Source organism: Pseudomonas knackmussii B13, from assembly GCF_000689415.1.
GTDB lineage: Bacteria > Pseudomonadota > Gammaproteobacteria > Pseudomonadales > Pseudomonadaceae > Pseudomonas > Pseudomonas knackmussii.
Map to the genome: position 1 here is coordinate 4837745 of NZ_HG322950.1, position 16763 is coordinate 4854507.

Consider the following 16763-nt stretch of genomic DNA (forward strand, 5'->3'; position numbering starts at 1 on the left):
ACGGCTCTCAATAGGTGAAGGACTTGACCAGAACCAGGTCGCCGATGGTGCGCAGCGGCACCTCGAAGGTTTCGCGCTTCTCGTCGACGCTGTTTTCGTTGAACACCAGGTTGACCTGGGCGGTGATGACGTCCTGCTGATTGCTGCCAGCCTGGAAGTTATAGCCCTGGTCGTTCAGGTTGCCCCAGTAGTTGACGTACACCAGATAGGTGCCGTGCAGCGGCGCGGCCATGGTGAACATCTCCGGGCCGGGGCCGTCGACGCCGTCGGGGTCGAGGCCGCCGCCGTTGTTCAGCCGTGGCGCGGCCCAGAAGGCGTGCTGGCCATCGGGGGTGATGATGTGCAGGTCGAGCTCCGCCTTGGGGTCGTTCCAGCCAAGTGCCACGCGGATGCGCGGCGGCAGGCGCCCGGGGTTGGCTTCGTAGAACTGCACGCGCTTGAGCGACTGGCCGTCCGCGCTGGCTACCTCGACGCTGTTGGAGCCGCTGCCGAAGGCGTAGGGCCGGACGAAGCGCCCTTCGGCGTCGGTATAGAGGGGCAGCGGGTTGCCATTGACCACCAGGCGCTGGGCGCGGTCGATGCCGGCCAGCTGCTTGAGGCGGCCTTCGATCAGGCTGCGGCCGCGTACGCCGCCGCGGTCGATGGGCGGCGTGGGATAGGCCACGCGTGGGCTGTCGAGGTCGTCGAGCAGGCCGGAATAGCGCCAGCCGCCCGCCGGGCCGTCGAGCTCGGCAGAAGGATCGGCGCAAACCGATCCCTGCCAGCAGAACGCCAGCAGAAGAGGCAGGCCAAGGGCGAATTCCTTGAGACGCATGAGCAATCCTTTGTCGCGCGGCGTAGGAAGGACAAGTGTAACCGCCCGTTACCGGGCGTGGAGCAACATTTGCGTGACACGGCGACGCAGTGGGCAAATCCGGCCCGGCGTCTTCAGATCCAGCCGCCCCACTGCAGGATGAACAGGCCGAGGTTGGTGGTCAGCGCGGCGGCCAGGGTGGTGACCACGACGATGGCCGCCGCCAGTTCGGCATTGGCCTGGGCGGCGCGCGCCATCACGAAGCTGGCCGCCGCCGTAGGGCTGGCGAAATAGAGGAACAGCACGCCCAGCTCGGCGCCGCGAAACCCGCACAACCAGGCGACCGAGGTGCACAGCGCCGGCAGCCAGACCATCTTCATCAGGCTCGCGCTCAGCGCCAGCGGCCCGCTGCTGCGCAGCACCGGCAGCGACAGGGTGCCGCCGATGCAGATCAGCGCCAGCGGCAGGGTCATGCGCGCGAAATATTCACCGGAGGTCAGCAGCCACGCCGGCAAGTGGATGCCCCACCAGGCGAACGGCAGCGCCGCCAGCACGCCAAGGATCAGCGGGTTGACCAGCACCTGGCGGGCGATGCTCAGCGGGTCGGACTTGAGCACCGGGCTGTAGATCGCCAGGACCACGGTGGCGAGCGTGTTGTAGCAAAGGATCACCAGGGCGGCGAGGACCGAGCCCAATGCCAGGCCGTGCTCGCCATAGAGGCTGGTGGCAAGCGCCAGGCCGACGATACCGTTGTTGCCTCGGAAAGCGCCTTGCACGTAGACACCACGGTCTTCGCGCGGCACCCGCCAGATCGCCCAGCCCCAGGCGACCAGGAAGCCGCCGAGGGTAGCCAGGCAGAAATACAGCATCACCGCCGGGCTCGCCGCGCGGTGCAGGTCGGAGTGGTAGATGCCGAGGAACAGCATCACCGGCATGGTGGCGTTGAATACCAGGGCCGAGGCGGTGTTGATGAAGGGCGGATCGATCGAGCCGATACGGCGCAGAAGGACGCCGAGGAACAGCATGGAGAACACCGGCGCGGTGATGCCGAAGGTCTGGAGCAGCAATGCGAGCATGGGAGGGAGGCGCGCCGGGCAAACGAGAGCGGCGATGATACGCCGCCCCAGTCGCCGAATGCACCCGGCGCCAGGGCGGCGCCGGGGTTATCGAGCCGATCAGGCCGGAAGCACGACCTCGACTTCGCGCAGGTGGCGATCTTCCAAACGCAGCTGGCGCGGGTGGAAGCGTTTGAGGTCGGCGCGGTGGCCGATGCTCACCAGGGTCACGCCGGGCAGTTGTTCGCGCAGGACTTGGTAGAGCGCGGTTTCATCGTTTTCGTCCAGCGCCGAGGTGGCCTCGTCGAGGAACAGCCAGCGCGGTGCGTAGAGCAGCGCTCGGGCGATGGCCAGGCGCTGCTGCTCGCCCGGCGAGAGCAGGCGCTGCCAGTGCTGGGCTTCGTCGAGGCGACCGCAGAGTTGCTCCAGACGGCACAGGCGCAGCACTTCGCGCAGGCGCTCGGGGCTGTGCTGGCCGGCTTCTTCGGGGTAGCAGAGCGCGGCGTTCAGGCTGCCGATCGGCAGGTAGGGCTTCTGCGGCACGAACAGGCTGCGTTCGGCCGGCATCACCACCTGCCCGTTGCCGTAGCGCCAGAGCCCGCTCATGGCGCGCAGCAGGGTGCTCTTGCCGGCGCCCGACGCGCCGCTGATCAACACGTGCTCGCCGGCTTCCAGGGTCAGGTTGGTCGGCTCCAGCAGGACGGTGCCGTCGCCCAGGCGCAGGCTCAGGTGCTTGAGCTGCAGGCGCTCGCCGGCGCTGTGCACTTCGATGTTTTCCGATTCGTGCGCAATCTCGGCCATGGCGTTGCGGAAGCTCAGCAGACGGTCGCAGGTGGCGCGCCAGTTGGCCAGGCTCGCATACGCGTCGATGAACCAGCTCAGGCCGTCCTGCACGTTGCCGAAGGCGGAGTTGATCTGCATGAGTTCGCCGAGCTGGATCTTGCCGGCGAAGTAGCGCGGCGCGGCGACCACCAGCGGGAAGATGATGGCGATCTGCGCGTAGCCGGAGCTGAAGAAGGTCAGGCGCTTCTGCACCTTCATCAGTTCCCAGAAGTTGCCCCAGACGTTGCGGAAGCGCGTCATCAGCCGCTCGTTCTCGCTCTGCTCGCCGTTGTACAGGGCGATGCTCTCGGCGTTCTCGCGGATGCGCACCAGGCCGAAACGCAGGTCTGCCTCGTAGCGCTGCTGCTGGTTGTTCAGCTGAATCAGGCGGCGGGCGATCAGGTGGGTCAGCCAGCTGCCGACCAGGGCGTAGAGCAGCGCGGCCCAGAACATATAGCCGGGGATGCTGATGCCGAACAGCTCGATGCTGCCGGAGACGCCCCAGAGGATCACCGAGAACGACACCAGGCTGACCAGGTTGCGAATCAGCCCCAGGCCGAGGGTCAGGGTAGTGTCGGTGAAGTTGTTGAGGTCTTCGGACAGGCGCTGGTCGGGGTTGTCGGTGAAGCCGCGCTGTTCGAGGCGGTAGTAGTTCTTGTCGCCGAGCCAGGTGGAGAAGTGCTTCTCGGTCAGCCAGCGCCGCCACTTGATGGTGAGCATCTGCGTCAGGTACAGGCGATATACGGCGATCAGGATGGCCGCGGCGGCGATGCCGCAGAAGTACAGGACCAGGCGGATGAAGGCGTCGAGGTCCTTGTTCTGCAGGGCGTTGTAGAAGTCGCGGTACCAGCTGTTGAGCCACACCGAGACGGCTACGCCGACCAGCGACAGGGCGATCACCACGATCAGAAGCAGCCAGGCGGCGCCCTTCTCTTCGCTGCGCCAGTAGGGCGCGGTCAACTTCCAGACTTGGGAAAAGAAGTGCCCGCGAACGGCATCGTTCGCGGCGCGGTACTCGGCGCTATCGGTCATCGGGTCGGGCTCGGCACAGGCACAAAAAAGAAGGAGCGCTCAGTTGGCGCTCCCTGTCTTATGAATTACTTAACGCCTTACAGGGCGCTTCTGCAGCTTACGCTGCAAAGTTCGTCTGTGCATCCCCAGGGCGCGGGCGGTCGCGGAGATGTTGCCGTCGTGCTCGGCCAGCACCCGCTGGATGTGCTCCCACTGCAGGCGGTCGACCGACATCGGGTTTTCCGGCACCAGCGAATCCAGGTCGGCGTGCTGCGACAACAGCGCGGTGAGCACGTCGTCGGCATCGGCCGGCTTGCACAGGTAGTTGGTGGCGCCGCGCTTGATGGCCTCCACGGCGGTGGCGATGCTCGAATAGCCGGTGAGGATCACCACGCGCATCTCGGCATCCAGCTCCAGCAACTTGGGCAGCAGCACCAGGCCGGAGTCGCCGTCCATCTTCAGGTCGAGCACGGCGTAGTCCGGCAGGTCTTCCTTGGCCAGCGCCAGTCCCTCCTCGGCGGACCCGGCGACCGACACGCGCAGGCCGCGACGGCTCATGGCGCGTGCCATCACGCGGGTGAAAGTGGCGTCGTCATCCACCAGCAGCAGGTGGGGTTGCTCTTCGCCTTCGAACAGGATTTCTTCGCTCATTGGGGTACTTCCTCGCGCGTGGATCAGACCACACCGTAACTACGCGGCAGGCGCAGCTCGGTAAGCGTGCCGCCGTCTTCATGGTTATACAACTTCACCGTGCCGCCGGCGCGGGTAACGCTGGCCTGGCTGAGAAAAAGGCCCAGTCCGAAGCCTTTGCCCTTGGTGGTGAAGAAGGGTTTGCCGAGTTGCTCGGCGATGGCCAGGGGAACCCCCGGGCCGTGGTCACGGATGTTCAGGCAGATGTCCGTGGCATCCCAGTCCAGACGGATGTCGAGGTCGTCCGGGCAGGCGTCTGCGGCGTTGTTCAGCAAGTTCAGCAGGGCCTGGCTGAGGTCGGTGGGTGGGGTCAGGCGCGGCGCGCTGCCGCGACCGAGGTTCTGGTAGCGGTAGGTCGCCTCCGGGCGCATCAGGTGCCAGCGCTGCAGGGTCGCCTCCAGCCACTGGTTGACGCCTTGTTCCTCGATCGCCTGGCGACGGTCGGCCTCGGCGGCGCGTACCAGTTGCTGCAGGGTCTCCTTGCACAGGCTGACCTGCTCCTGCAGCAGGGCCAGGTCTTCCTGCAGCATTGGATCATTGGGATGCGCCTGGCGCAGCTCCTTGAGCAAAACCTTCATGGTCGCCAGCGGCGTGCCGAGCTCGTGGGCGGCGCCGGCGGCCTGGGTGGCCACGGCGAGCAACTGCTGGTCGCGCATGCTCTCCTCGCGGCGCTGCGCGACTATCTGCTCCTGCCGGCGCAGGGCCTGGGACATGCGCGCGACGAAGAAGGTGATCAGCCCGGCGGCGAGGGCGAAGCTCAGCCACATGCCGTTGATCAGCAGGTAATCGCGCTGGCCCGGGGAAATGTTCAGCGGATGGAACCACACCAGCAGCACCGTGTACGCGGCCAGCGCGAGCCCGGCGAGGACTATGGTGTAGACCCAGGGCAAGGTCGCCGCGGCGATGGTCAGCGGCACCAGGTAATAGGAAACGAAGGGGTTGCTGGAGCCGCCGGAGAAATACAGCAGGGCGCTGTGGATCAGCAGGTCGCAGGCCAGCTGGACGGCATATTCCACCTCGGTCACCGGCCAGGGGCCACGCAGGCGCAGGGCGGTGGCGATGCAGAACACCAGGGAGATGGCCAGGGTCACGCCCAGTGCCATCCAGGGCAGCTGGATCAGCTGGGCTTTGTAGGCAATGCCCACCGAACCGGCCTGGGCGGCCAGCACGAGGACGCGGATAAGCGTCAGGTGCAGCAGGTTCTGCCGGCTGGCTGATAACTGGAAAACCGGTGTGCGCATGGTGAATTCCGGAATTTGCGCGAGTATAGCCAAGCCCCTTCCCCTCTCTCTGCGTCAAAGCGACACAGCATAACGACAACAAAGCCTATCGCGAATCAACCCGTGCGAACCCAGACCTGCGTCAAAGGGTCTGACTGTCCGCGCGCAGGGTCCGCTACCCTGCATCCGGGACTCGAACAGGACCAAGGAGCTACGCATGTCCACCATGAAGAAATCCCTCGCCAGCCTCGCCGCCGCCATCGCGCTGGTTTCCACCAGCCTGTCCGCCGTGGCCGACGAGCCGCGCTACAACCTGGTCAGCCTGCACGCCGAGGCCAGCCAGGAGGTGGCCCACGACCTCATGCATGTGACCCTGTACAGCGAGGAACAGGCCAGCGACCCGGCCAAGCTCGCCGCCACGACCACCACCGCGATCAACGAAGCCGTCACCCAGGCACGCAAGGTCAAGAACGTCACCGTCAGCCTGGGCAGCCGCAACAGCTACCCGGTCTACGACGACAAGGGGCAGAAGATCACCGCCTGGCGCGAGCGCGCCGAACTGCGCCTGGAAAGCGCCGACTTCGCCGCCCTCTCGCAGCTCAGCGCCGACCTGCTGGGCAAGCTGAAGATGGGCGGCATGAGCTTCAGCATCGCCGACGCCACGCGCCAGCAAAACGAAGACAACCTGATGAAGAACGCCGTGGCAGCCTTCAAGGCCCGCGCGCAACTGCTGACCAGCGCCCTCGGCGGCAAGGACTACCGCCTGGTGAACCTCAACCTGAGCAGCGCCGGCGCGCCGCATCCGATGCCGGTGATGCGCATGGCGACGATGAAGGCCGATGCCGCCGGCTATGCCCCGGCGCCGCAGATCGAGGCGGGCACCAGCCAGGTCACCGTCAGCGCCGACGGCACCATCGAAGTGCAGATGCCCTGACTCGTTCCCCACGCGTCCCGGAGCCGCTCCGGGGCGCCCTCTCCCGCGCTGCCGCCCGCCCCCGCGAGGACGACGCCACAAGGTGACCATTCGGTCGTTTTGCGTTTTTGCGACATTCCCTTATGACTTCGTCACAACTTCTACACTGTGGCCAAAGAGACCCTTGCACCCGGCATGTGGCGTGCATAGTTTCGGCCCACCACGGCCCACAAGGTCGTGCCTCGATGACAACCAGAATAAACAGAGGTCAGCATGCGCAAGAATGCCGTCATCCGCTCCATGATCGCCGCTGGGTTGATCGCCAGTGCGCCCTTCGCCCACGCCGCGGGCAACCTGGTGTTCTGTTCCGAGGGCAGCCCGGCGGGCTTCGACCCGGGCCAATACACCACCGGCACCGATTTCGATGCCACTGCGGAAACCATCTTCAACCGTCTGACTCAGTTCGAGCGCGGCGGCACCAAGGTCATCCCGGGCCTGGCCGAGAGCTGGGACGTTTCGGCGGACGGCAAGACCTACACCTTCCACCTGCGCAAGGGCGTGAAGTTCCACACCACCGAGTACTTCAAGCCGAGCCGCGAGTTCAACGCGGACGACGTGGTCTTCACCTTCGACCGCATGCTGAACAAGGACAACGCCTTCCGTAAGGCGTACCCGACCGAATTCCCCTACTTCACCGACATGGGCATGGACACCAACATCGCCAAGGTGGAGAAGGTCGACGACAACACCGTCAAGTTCACCCTCAACGATGTCGACGCCGCGTTCGTGCAGAACATGGCCATGAGCTTCGCCTCCATCCAGTCCGCCGAGTACGCCGACAAGCTGATGAAGGAAGGCAAGGCCAGCGACATCAACCAGAAGCCGATCGGCACCGGTCCCTTCGTGTTCAGTCGCTACCAGAAGGACGCGATGATCCGCTTCAAGGCCAACAAGGACTACTGGGTGCCCGGCGAGGTCAAGGTCGACAACCTGATCTTCGCGATCAACACCGACGCCTCGGTGCGCATGCAGAAGCTCAAGGCCAACGAGTGCCAGATCACCCTCTTCCCGCGTCCGGCCGATCTCGAGTCGCTGAAGAAGGACCCGAACCTGAACATGCCGTCGCAGCCGGGCTTCAACCTCGGCTACATCGCCTACAACGTGCTGCACAAGCCGCTGGACAAGCTGGAAGTGCGTGAAGCGCTGGACATGGCGGTGAACAAGAAGGCGATCATCGACGCCGTCTACCAGGGCGCCGGCCAGCTCGCCGTGAACGGCATGCCGCCGACCCAGTGGTCCTACGACAACAGCATCAAGGACGCCGGCTACAACCCGGAAAAAGCCAAGGAGCTGCTGAAAAAGGCCGGCGTGCCCGAAGGCACCGAGATCACCCTCTGGGCCATGCCGGTGCAGCGCCCGTACAACCCCAACGCCAAGCTGATGGCCGAGATGCTGCAGGCCGACTGGGCCAAGGTCGGCATCAAGGCGAAGATCGTCACCTACGAGTGGGGCGAGTACATCAAGCGCGCCAAGGCCGGCGAGCACGACGCCATGCTGATCGGCTGGAGCGGCGACAACGGTGACCCGGACAACTGGCTGGGCACCCTGTACAGCTGCGACGCGATCAACGGCAACAACTTCTCCAAATGGTGCGACAAGTCCTACGACAAGCTCGTGACCGAGGCCAAGCGCACCACCGACCAGGCCAAGCGCACCGAGCTGTACGTACAGGCCCAGCACATCCTCAAGGAGCAGGTGCCGATCACCCCGATCGCCCACTCCACCGTGTACCAGCCGATGCGTAAAACCGTGCAGGACTTCAAGATCAGTCCCTTCGCGCTCAACTCCTTCTATGGCGTGAGCGTCGGCAAGTAAGGCAGACGGCCGCCGCAAGGCGGCCGTTTTCCGTTACCGGCATGCACCAAGGACATTTCCAGCAACGACACCAGGGTCGCCGCATGTGGGTGGCCCTGGCGTTGTTCTTCTGTTGTTCCTGGACCAGCGCGCAGACGCTGGTGGTCTGTACCGAAGCCAGCCCCGAAGGCTTCGACATCGCCCAGTACACCGCCGCCACCACCGCCGACGCAGCCGCCGAGACGGTCTACGAGCGCCTGGTGGAGTTCGCCCCCGGTACCACCCAGGTCGCGCCCGCGCTGGCGCAGAGCTGGGAGATCAGCCCCGACGGCCTGAGCTACACCTTCAACCTGCGCCGCAACGTACAGTTCCAGCGCACCGACTACTTCACCCCGAGCCGCCCGTTCAATGCCGACGACGTGCTCTGGAGTTTCCAGCGCCAGCTCGATCCCAAGCATCCGTGGCACAGCCTGGCGCCACGCGGTTTCCCCTACGCCACCTCGATGGGGCTGCCGGGCTTGATCGAACGCATCGAGAAGCTCGACGACAACCGCGTGCGCTTCACCTTGCGCCACCCCGAGGCGCCCTTCCTCGCCGACCTGGCCATGGGTTTCGCTTCCATCTACTCGGCCGAGTACGCCGACCTGCTGCTCAAGGCCGGCAAGGCCGAGCAATTGAACAACCTGCCGGTGGGCACCGGTCCCTTCGTCTTCCAGCGCTACCAGAAGGACGCGCTGGTGCGCTTCGCCGCCAACCCGACTTACTGGGGCGGCACGCCGAAGATCGACCGCCTGCTACTGTCGATCACCCCCGACCCTGGCGTGCGCCTGCAGAAGATTCGCGCTGGCGATTGCCAGGTCGCGCTCTACCCGCGCCCGACCGACATCCCGGCACTGCGCCAGGAACCGAAACTGAAGGTGGCCGAACTGGATTCGCTGCTGGTCGCCTACGTCGCCCTCAACACCCGCCACAAGCCGCTGGACGACGTACGCGTACGCCAGGCGCTGAACCTCGCCTTCGACCGCGACGCCTACCGCACGGCGCAGTTCGGCGAGGGCGGCGCCAGCCCGGCGGTGGCGCCCTATCCGCCGACACTGTGGGGCTCCGACCCGAGCCTGCAGGGCTGGCCGCGCGACCTCGAGCGCGCACGAAAACTGCTCGCCGAAGCGGGCATCCAGCCGGGTCTGAAACTGTCGATCTGGACCCGCCCGGGCGGCGGGCCGACCAACCCCAACCCTGGAATAGGCGCGCAGATGCTGCAGGATGACCTGGGCAAGCTGGGCATCCGCGCCGACATCCGCGTCTACGAGTGGGGCGAGCTGATCCGCCGCGGCAAGCGCGGCGAGCACGACCTGCTGTTCATGGGCTGGGTCGGCGACAACGGCGACCCGGACAACTTCCTCACGCCCAATCTGTCCTGCGATGCGGCACGCAACGGCGAGAACCTTTCAGGCTGGTGCAACGCGCAGTTCGACGACCTGCTGCGCCAGGCCCGCGCCAGCACCGACCAGGCGACGCGCGCCGACCTGTATCGCCAGGCGCTGGCGATCTTCCAGCGCGAAGCGCCGTGGATCGCCCTGGCCTATCCGAAGCAGTTCGTGGTGCTCAGCCCGAAGGTGAAGGGCTTCACCCTGAGCCCGCTGGGCTCGAACAATTTCGCGCGGGTCGAATTGGCGCCCTGAGGCGCCGTACCGCTCTTCGTAGGAGCGGACCTTGTCCGCGAATCGCGGGCGTGGCCCGCTCCTACAGGGAAACTCGGAGCGGAGAATTCGCGGATGAGATCCGCTCCTACGAGGCCTGCAGACCGAACGGATCGTCGATCGAATGGCTCGGCTGGGTGAACCAGCGCGGGCCTTCGGCGCTCATGTAGAAGTGGTCTTCCAGACGGATGCCGAACTCGCCGGGCACGCAGATCATCGGTTCGTTGCTGAAGCACATGCCGATGTCCAGCAGGGTTTCCTCGCCTCGTACCAGGTATGGGCTTTCGTGGATCTCCAGGCCGATGCCATGGCCGGTTCGGTGCGGCAGGCCGGGCAACGCGTAATCCGGGCCGAGGCCGGCGGCCTCCAGGCTGCGGCGGGCGGCGGCGTCCACCACCTGGCAGGGCGCGCCGAGCGTGGCGGCCTCGAAGGCGGCTTGCTGGGCTGCCTTCTCCCGATTCCAGAACTCACGCTGGCGCTCGCTGGGCGTACCGAAGACGTAGCTGCGGGTGATGTCCGACTGGTAGCCGTGCAGCTGGCAACCGGTGTCGATCAGCACCATGTCGCCTTCGCGCAGAGGGCGCGGCTGGCGCACGCCGTGGGGGAAGGCGCTGTCTTCGCCGAACAGCACGATGCAGAAGGTCGAGCCGCTGGCGCCGACCTGGCGGTGTGCGGCCTCGATGAAGCGCGTCACCTCGCCGGCCGTGATGCCGACATGGAGGATGCTGGCGGCGGCCTTGTGCACCTCCAGGGTCATGTCCTTGGCGCGCTGCATCAGCGCCAGCTCGGCCGGCGACTTGCGCTGGCGGCAATGCTCGACGGCGGCGCTGGCGTCGACGAACTCGGGCGCTCCGGCGACCCGGCGCAGGCGCTCGAACATGCCGAACGGCAGGCTCGGGCAGAGGCCTACGCGGCCGTCGGCGGGTACGCCCCACTCGGCGAGGACCTGGCACAGCAGGCGATAGGGGCTTTCGTGCTCCTGCCAGGTGCGGATCGTCCCGGGGAGGATCTGGAAGTCGCGTACCGTGCCTTCCTCGAAAGCCGGGGCGATGTACTGCGGCTCGCCGATATCGGGCACCAGCAGGCCGACCATGCGCTCGCTGGGGCTCCACTTCACACCCGAGAAATAGCGCAGGTTGGCGCCGGCATCGACGAACACCGCAGCCAGACCGCGCTGGCGCATCTGGCCCTGCAACCGCGCCACCCGCGTGCGGTACTCGGCCAGGCCGATGGCCTCGGCACCCGCCGTCATGTCATGCAGCCGCGCCAGTGCTTGCTGGGGAGTGCTTCCCCCGACGCCCAGAGTCATTTCGCCTTACCTCGAATACGTGGAATCGCACGAAATTTAAGTAGGGCTTAATATCCGGTCAATGCCAATTATTCAGTCCCACTTAAATTTCTGCCGAATGGCTACCGCTGCCGCGCGCCGCTCCAAGCGGCAGACCCGGCCGGTATACTGGCCGGCATTCCACGCTGAGCCCCGCCCATGACCGTCGATCGAATCGGAGAACGCCTGCGCCGCTATCGGCGCGCGGCGAAGAAGACCTTGAACCAGGTGGCCGCCGAGTCCGGCCTCACCGCCAGCTTCCTGTCCCAGGCCGAGCGCAACCTTACCGGCGTGTCCATCTCGTCCCTGGCGAGCATCGCCAAATCCCTCGGCGTGCCGCTCAACTCGCTGTTCGACCAGCCGCAGCAGCCGCAGCCCGACTCCCACCACGGCGAGCGCGTGCGCTACACCATCGAGGGTCAGCCGCTGGCCTACGAGCGGCTGTCGAGCAGCTTCCCGGGCAACCTGCTGAACGCCGTGAAGATGAACATGCCGGCGGGCTACCAGTCGGAGCTGATCGCCCACGAAGGCGCCGAGTTCGCCTACGTGCTCAGCGGCCACATCGTCTACACCATCGACGGCCACGCCTACCCGCTGGGCCCTGGCGACTCGGTGCACTTCGATGCCGGCAAGAGCCATTGCCTGCGCAACGTCGGCGAAGGCGCCGCGGAAGTGCTCACCGTCACCACCATGCCGCTGTTCGGCGAGCACCCCGGCAACTGAGCGTCGGTCGCCTTTTTGAAGCCACACTGAATTTCAGGTTGATCTTGATTTCAGCATGACTTAATTTCCGCCTTCGCCCGCCGCCGGCCATCCCGGCGGCTCTCGCCCCGCGCGGTGCACAACGCCGCAGCCAGGCCCTCAGAACAACAACAATGAGGTTAGGCACGCTTATGCAGCGTCGAATCTCCCCGCCCATGCCAGCCGCCAACGGCTCGCCCACGGCCCCTTCCTTCTGCCCATCCGTACTCCGGCGTCCGCACGGCACCAGCCAGCGCCCCTGAATCGCCCGCCGCACGCCTGCGTGCGACGAACGTCTTCGTGCGCCGACAAGCGCGACCGGAAAATCGACCTTCTTACTCGACGCGAACAAACACCCGATGAACGGTCATTTTTGGCACAAGTTTATGAAAAAGCGACAAAGAAATTCCCCGCGCAAGCGCCTTGCGTTCGTTTGGCGCATCCTAAGCTGTTGAATGCGCGCCAGCGCAGCGGCGCGAGCCACACCAAAGGCCCGCCTGACCAGAAGAACTTCGCCGCCATCCAGGTGAAGTAACAAGAAACCGGCCCCCGCCAGCATCCCGGCGGCGAGCCGCGCGATGAGGAGTCCTCCACCACCATGCTGAGTTTCATCGCACGCCGCTTCGGCTTGCTCATCCCGACCTTCTTCGGCGTCACCCTGCTGACGTTCGCGCTGATCCGCATGATCCCGGGCGACCCGGTCGAGGTCATGATGGGCGAGCGCCGCGTCGACCCGCAGATGCACGCCGAAGCCATGCACCGCCTGGGCCTCGACAAGCCGCTGTACCTGCAGTACTTCGACTACGTCAGCAACCTCGCCCACGGCAACCTCGGCGAATCACTGGTGACCCGCGACAGCGTCTGGCACGAATTCCTCACCCTGTTCCCGGCGACCATGGAGCTGGCCATCGCGGCAATGCTCTTCGCCGGTGTCTTCGGCCTGCTGGCCGGGGTGATCGCTGCACTCAAGCGCGGCTCGTTGTTCGACCACGGGGTGATGACCATCTCCCTGGCCGGCTACTCGATGCCGATCTTCTGGTGGGGCCTGATCCTCATCATGCTGTTCTCCGTGACCCTGGGCTGGACGCCGGTGTCCGGGCGCCTGGACCTGCTCTACGACATCGAGCCGAAGACCGGCTTCATGCTCATCGACACCCTGCTCTCGGACCAGGAAGGCTCCTTCGTCGACGCCCTGCGCCACCTGATCCTGCCGGCCATCGTGCTGGGCACCATCCCGCTGGCGGTGATCGCTCGCATGACCCGCTCGGCGATGCTCGAAGTGCTGCGTGAGGACTATGTGCGTACCGCTCGCGCCAAGGGCCTGTCGCCGGCTCGCGTGGTGTTCATCCATGCCCTGCGCAACGCCATGATCCCGGTGCTGACCGTGTTCGGCCTGCAGGTCGGCGCGTTGCTCGCCGGCGCCGTGCTGACCGAAACCATCTTCTCCTGGCCGGGCATCGGCAAATGGCTGATCGACGCCATCAGCCGCCGCGACTACCCGGTGGTGCAGAACGGCATCCTGCTGGTCGCCACCCTGGTCATCCTGGTGAACTTCGTCGTGGACATCCTCTACGGCCTGGTCAACCCGCGTATCCGCCATCAGCGCTGAGGAGCCCGACATGAGCACCGTGCAAACCGCTCCCGCCAGCGACCCGAGTCTGGTCTACCCATCGCCGCTGAAGGAGTTCTGGCAAGCCTTCGCGCACAACAAGGGCGCCGTCGGCGGCCTGCTGTTCATCGCCCTGATCATCTTCTGCGCGCTCTTCGCGCCCTGGGTCGCCCCGCACGACCCGAGCGAGCAGTTCCGCGACTTCCTGCTGCCCCCGCCGGTGTGGTTGCAGGGCGGCAACGCGCAGTTCCTGCTGGGCACCGACGAAGTCGGCCGCGACATGCTCTCGCGCCTGATGCATGGCGCGCGCCTGTCGCTGCTGATCGCCCTGAGCTCGGTGGTGATCTCGCTGGTGCCCGGCCTGGTCCTGGGCCTGCTCGCCGGCTTCTCGCCGAACCGCCTGGGCCCGGTGATCATGCGCCTGATGGACATCATGCTGGCGCTGCCCTCGCTGCTGCTGGCGGTGGCCATCGTCGCCGTCCTCGGCCCGGGCCTGATGAACACCGTGATCGCCATCGCCGTGGTCTCGTTGCCCTCCTACGTGCGCCTGACCCGTGCCGCGGTGATGAGCGAGCTGAACCGCGACTACGTCACCGCCTCGCGCCTGGCCGGCGCCGGCACCCTGCGCCTGATGTTCGTCACCGTGCTGCCCAACTGCATGGCGCCGCTGATCGTGCAGGCCACCCTGAGCTTCTCCTCGGCGATCCTCGACGCCGCCGCCCTGGGCTTCCTCGGCCTCGGCGTGCAACCGCCGACGCCCGAGTGGGGCACCATGCTGGCCTCCGCCCGCGACTACATCGAGCGCGCCTGGTGGGTGGTGAGCCTGCCCGGCCTGACCATCCTGCTCAGCGTCCTGGCGATCAACCTGGTCGGCGACGGCCTGCGCGATGCGCTGGACCCGAAACTGAAGAGCGCGGCGTGAGGACGACGACCATGAAGACCTTCCCGCGCTGCGCAGGAGCGAACCTGCACGCACCCCACACCAATAAGAAATGCCTGATGGAGACCGCCGTATGAGCCTCCTCGAACTGAAGAACCTCTCGGTGCGCTTCGGCGGCGCCGACGCCGTACCCGTGGTCGACGGCCTCGACCTGAGCGTCGACAAGGGCGAAGTGCTGGCCATCGTCGGCGAGTCCGGCTCCGGCAAGTCGGTGACCATGATGGCGCTGATGGGCCTGATCGACGCCCCCGGCAAGGTCACCGCCGAGCGCATGCGCTTCGACGGCACCGACATGCTCAAGCTCAAGGGCCGCGAGCGCCGCCGCATCGTCGGCAAGGACATCGCCATGGTCTTCCAGGACCCGATGACCGCGCTCAACCCCAGCTACACGGTCGGCTACCAGATCGAGGAAGTGCTGCGCCTGCACCTCGGCCTGCGCGGCAAGGCCGCCCGCCAGCGCGCCATCGAGTTGCTCGAACGGGTCGAGATCCCCGGGGCCGCGCAGCGCCTGGACGCCTACCCGCACCAGCTGTCCGGCGGCATGAGCCAGCGCGTGGCAATCGCCATGGCCATTGCCGGCGAGCCCAAGCTGCTGATCGCCGACGAGCCGACCACTGCGCTGGACGTGACCATCCAGGCGCAGATCATGGAGCTGCTGCTGAACCTGCAGCGCGACCAGGGCATGGCGCTGATCCTGATCACCCACGACCTCGCCGTGGTCGCCGAAACCGCCCAGCGCGTTTGCGTGATGTACGCCGGCCAGGCGGTGGAGATCGGCGAAGTGCCGACACTGTTCGACCTGCCGACCCATCCATACACCGAGGCGCTGCTCAAGGCCATTCCGGAGCACAGCCAGGGCGCCGAGCGCCTGGCCACCCTGCCCGGCATCGTCCCCGGCCGCTACGACCGTCCACAGGGTTGCCTGCTGTCGCCGCGCTGCCCGTACGTGCACGACAACTGCCGCAGCACCCGCCCTGCCCTGCAGGCGCATGAACGTGGCGCGGTGCGCTGCTTCTACCCGCTGAACCTGATTGCCAAAGCCGAGGTGGCCCGATGAGCGCCGTACTGACCGCCCGCGACCTGACCCGCCACTACGAGATCTCCCAGGGCCTGTTCAAGCCGACCGCCCTGGTGCGCGCGCTCAATGGCGTGTCCTTCGAGCTGGAAGCCGGCAAGACCCTCGCCGTGGTTGGCGAATCCGGTTGCGGCAAGTCGACCCTGGCGCGCGCCCTGACGCTGATCGAGGAGCCGACCGCAGGCTCGCTGCAGATCGCCGGCCAGGAAGTGAAAGGCGCCAGTGCCGAGCAGCGCAAGCAACTGCGCCGCGACGTGCAGATGGTCTTCCAGAACCCCTACGCCTCGCTCAACCCGCGGCAGAAGATCGGCGACCAGCTCGGCGAGCCGCTGCTGATCAACACCAGCCTGTCGCGCGCCGAACGTCGCGAGCGGGTGCAGGCGATGATGCAGCAGGTCGGCCTGCGCCCCGAGCACTACCAGCGCTACCCGCACATGTTCTCCGGCGGCCAGCGCCAGCGTATCGCCCTGGCCCGCGCCATGATGCTGCGGCCCAAGGTGCTGGTGGCGGACGAACCGACCTCGGCGCTCGACGTGTCGATCCAGGCGCAGGTGCTCAACCTGTTCATGGACCTGCAGCAGGAGTACGGCACCGCCTACGTCTTCATCTCGCACAACCTGGCGGTGGTCGAACACGTCGCCGACAGCGTGCTGGTGATGTACCTCGGCCGCCCCGCTGAAATGGGGCCGGCGCACAAGCTCTACGAGCGCCCGCTGCACCCCTACACCCGCGCCCTGCTGTCGGCCACCCCGGCAATCCACCCGGACCCGAACAAGCCGAAGATCCGCATCCAGGGCGAGCTGCCCAATCCGCTCAACCCGCCGAGCGGCTGCGCCTTCCACAAGCGCTGCCCCTACGCGACCGAGCGTTGCAAGGCGGAAGTCCCGGAACTGCGCCTGCTCGACGAACGCCAGGTGGCCTGCCACCACGCGGAGCAGTTCCTCGGCTAGGCAACGCCTGGGCTGAGTGTCTAGTCCTGAAATAGGTTTACACCTCTCAGGCCATGCTCCAGA

Annotated in this window: 14 protein-coding genes; 8 read left to right on the forward strand and 6 right to left on the reverse strand. The window is 66.4% G+C overall.

Annotation, left to right across the window (positions count from 1 at the left end; translation table 11 throughout):
- Nucleotides 1-7: 7 nt before the first annotated feature.
- From PKB_RS22620 to PKB_RS22640, 5 genes are all read right to left on the reverse strand, one after another.
- On the reverse strand, nucleotides 8-814 hold the full coding sequence (locus PKB_RS22620; protein WP_043254708.1) for a YfaP family protein: 807 nt from the start codon (nucleotides 812-814) through the stop codon (nucleotides 8-10).
- 113 nt (nucleotides 815-927) lie between these two features.
- Nucleotides 928-1869, reverse strand: coding sequence for an AEC family transporter (locus PKB_RS22625; RefSeq protein WP_043254710.1), 942 nt, complete (start codon nucleotides 1867-1869; stop codon nucleotides 928-930).
- A gap of 99 nt (nucleotides 1870-1968) precedes the next feature.
- Nucleotides 1969-3702, reverse strand: coding sequence for an ABC transporter ATP-binding protein/permease (locus tag PKB_RS22630; RefSeq protein WP_043254711.1), 1734 nt, complete (start codon nucleotides 3700-3702; stop codon nucleotides 1969-1971).
- Between the two features lie 69 nt (nucleotides 3703-3771).
- Complete coding sequence (locus PKB_RS22635) at nucleotides 3772-4332, reverse strand: response regulator transcription factor (RefSeq protein WP_043254713.1); 561 nt, start codon at nucleotides 4330-4332, stop codon at nucleotides 3772-3774.
- A gap of 23 nt (nucleotides 4333-4355) precedes the next feature.
- Entirely contained in the window at nucleotides 4356-5612 is a 1257-nt protein-coding gene (locus PKB_RS22640; protein WP_043254714.1) for an ATP-binding protein, read from the reverse strand.
- A 205-nt stretch (nucleotides 5613-5817) separates the two neighbouring features.
- Here PKB_RS22640 and PKB_RS22645 point away from each other — a divergent pair, with 205 nt between their 5' ends.
- The 3 genes from PKB_RS22645 (at nucleotide 5818) to PKB_RS22655 (ending at nucleotide 10040) form a co-directional block, all read left to right on the forward strand.
- Nucleotides 5818-6525, forward strand: a complete 708-nt coding sequence (locus PKB_RS22645; RefSeq protein WP_242411255.1) for an SIMPL domain-containing protein — start codon at nucleotides 5818-5820, stop codon at nucleotides 6523-6525.
- Between the two features lie 252 nt (nucleotides 6526-6777).
- The gene (locus PKB_RS22650; protein ID WP_043254719.1) at nucleotides 6778-8379 is read left to right on the forward strand and encodes an ABC transporter substrate-binding protein; all 1602 of its coding nucleotides are present in this window, start codon (nucleotides 6778-6780) and stop codon (nucleotides 8377-8379) included.
- An 83-nt stretch (nucleotides 8380-8462) separates the two neighbouring features.
- Nucleotides 8463-10040 (forward strand): ABC transporter substrate-binding protein, encoded by a 1578-nt coding sequence (locus PKB_RS22655; protein WP_052355363.1) that lies wholly within the window; start codon nucleotides 8463-8465, stop codon nucleotides 10038-10040.
- Nucleotides 10041-10146: 106 nt separating this feature from the next.
- Here PKB_RS22655 and PKB_RS22660 read toward each other — a convergent pair whose 3' ends face one another.
- Nucleotides 10147-11367, reverse strand: coding sequence for a M24 family metallopeptidase (locus PKB_RS22660; RefSeq protein WP_043254720.1), 1221 nt, complete (start codon nucleotides 11365-11367; stop codon nucleotides 10147-10149).
- A 177-nt stretch (nucleotides 11368-11544) separates the two neighbouring features.
- Between PKB_RS22660 and PKB_RS22665 the strand changes: the two genes are divergently transcribed.
- From PKB_RS22665 to PKB_RS22685, 5 genes are all read left to right on the forward strand, one after another.
- On the forward strand, nucleotides 11545-12108 hold the full coding sequence (locus tag PKB_RS22665) for a helix-turn-helix domain-containing protein (RefSeq protein ID WP_043254723.1): 564 nt from the start codon (nucleotides 11545-11547) through the stop codon (nucleotides 12106-12108).
- Between the two features lie 616 nt (nucleotides 12109-12724).
- On the forward strand, nucleotides 12725-13735 hold the full coding sequence (locus PKB_RS22670; protein WP_043254725.1) for an ABC transporter permease subunit: 1011 nt from the start codon (nucleotides 12725-12727) through the stop codon (nucleotides 13733-13735).
- Nucleotides 13736-13745: 10 nt separating this feature from the next.
- A complete protein-coding gene (locus tag PKB_RS22675) occupies nucleotides 13746-14657 on the forward strand; it encodes an ABC transporter permease subunit (protein ID WP_043254727.1) in 912 nt (303 codons plus the stop codon).
- Nucleotides 14658-14748: 91 nt separating this feature from the next.
- Nucleotides 14749-15732 (forward strand): ABC transporter ATP-binding protein, encoded by a 984-nt coding sequence (locus PKB_RS22680; RefSeq protein WP_043254730.1) that lies wholly within the window; start codon nucleotides 14749-14751, stop codon nucleotides 15730-15732.
- Nucleotides 15729-16700, forward strand: a complete 972-nt coding sequence (locus PKB_RS22685; protein WP_043254732.1) for a peptide ABC transporter ATP-binding protein — start codon at nucleotides 15729-15731, stop codon at nucleotides 16698-16700. Before PKB_RS22680 ends, PKB_RS22685 begins: the two co-directional genes overlap by 4 nt.
- The last annotated feature ends 63 nt before the right edge of the window (nucleotides 16701-16763 follow it).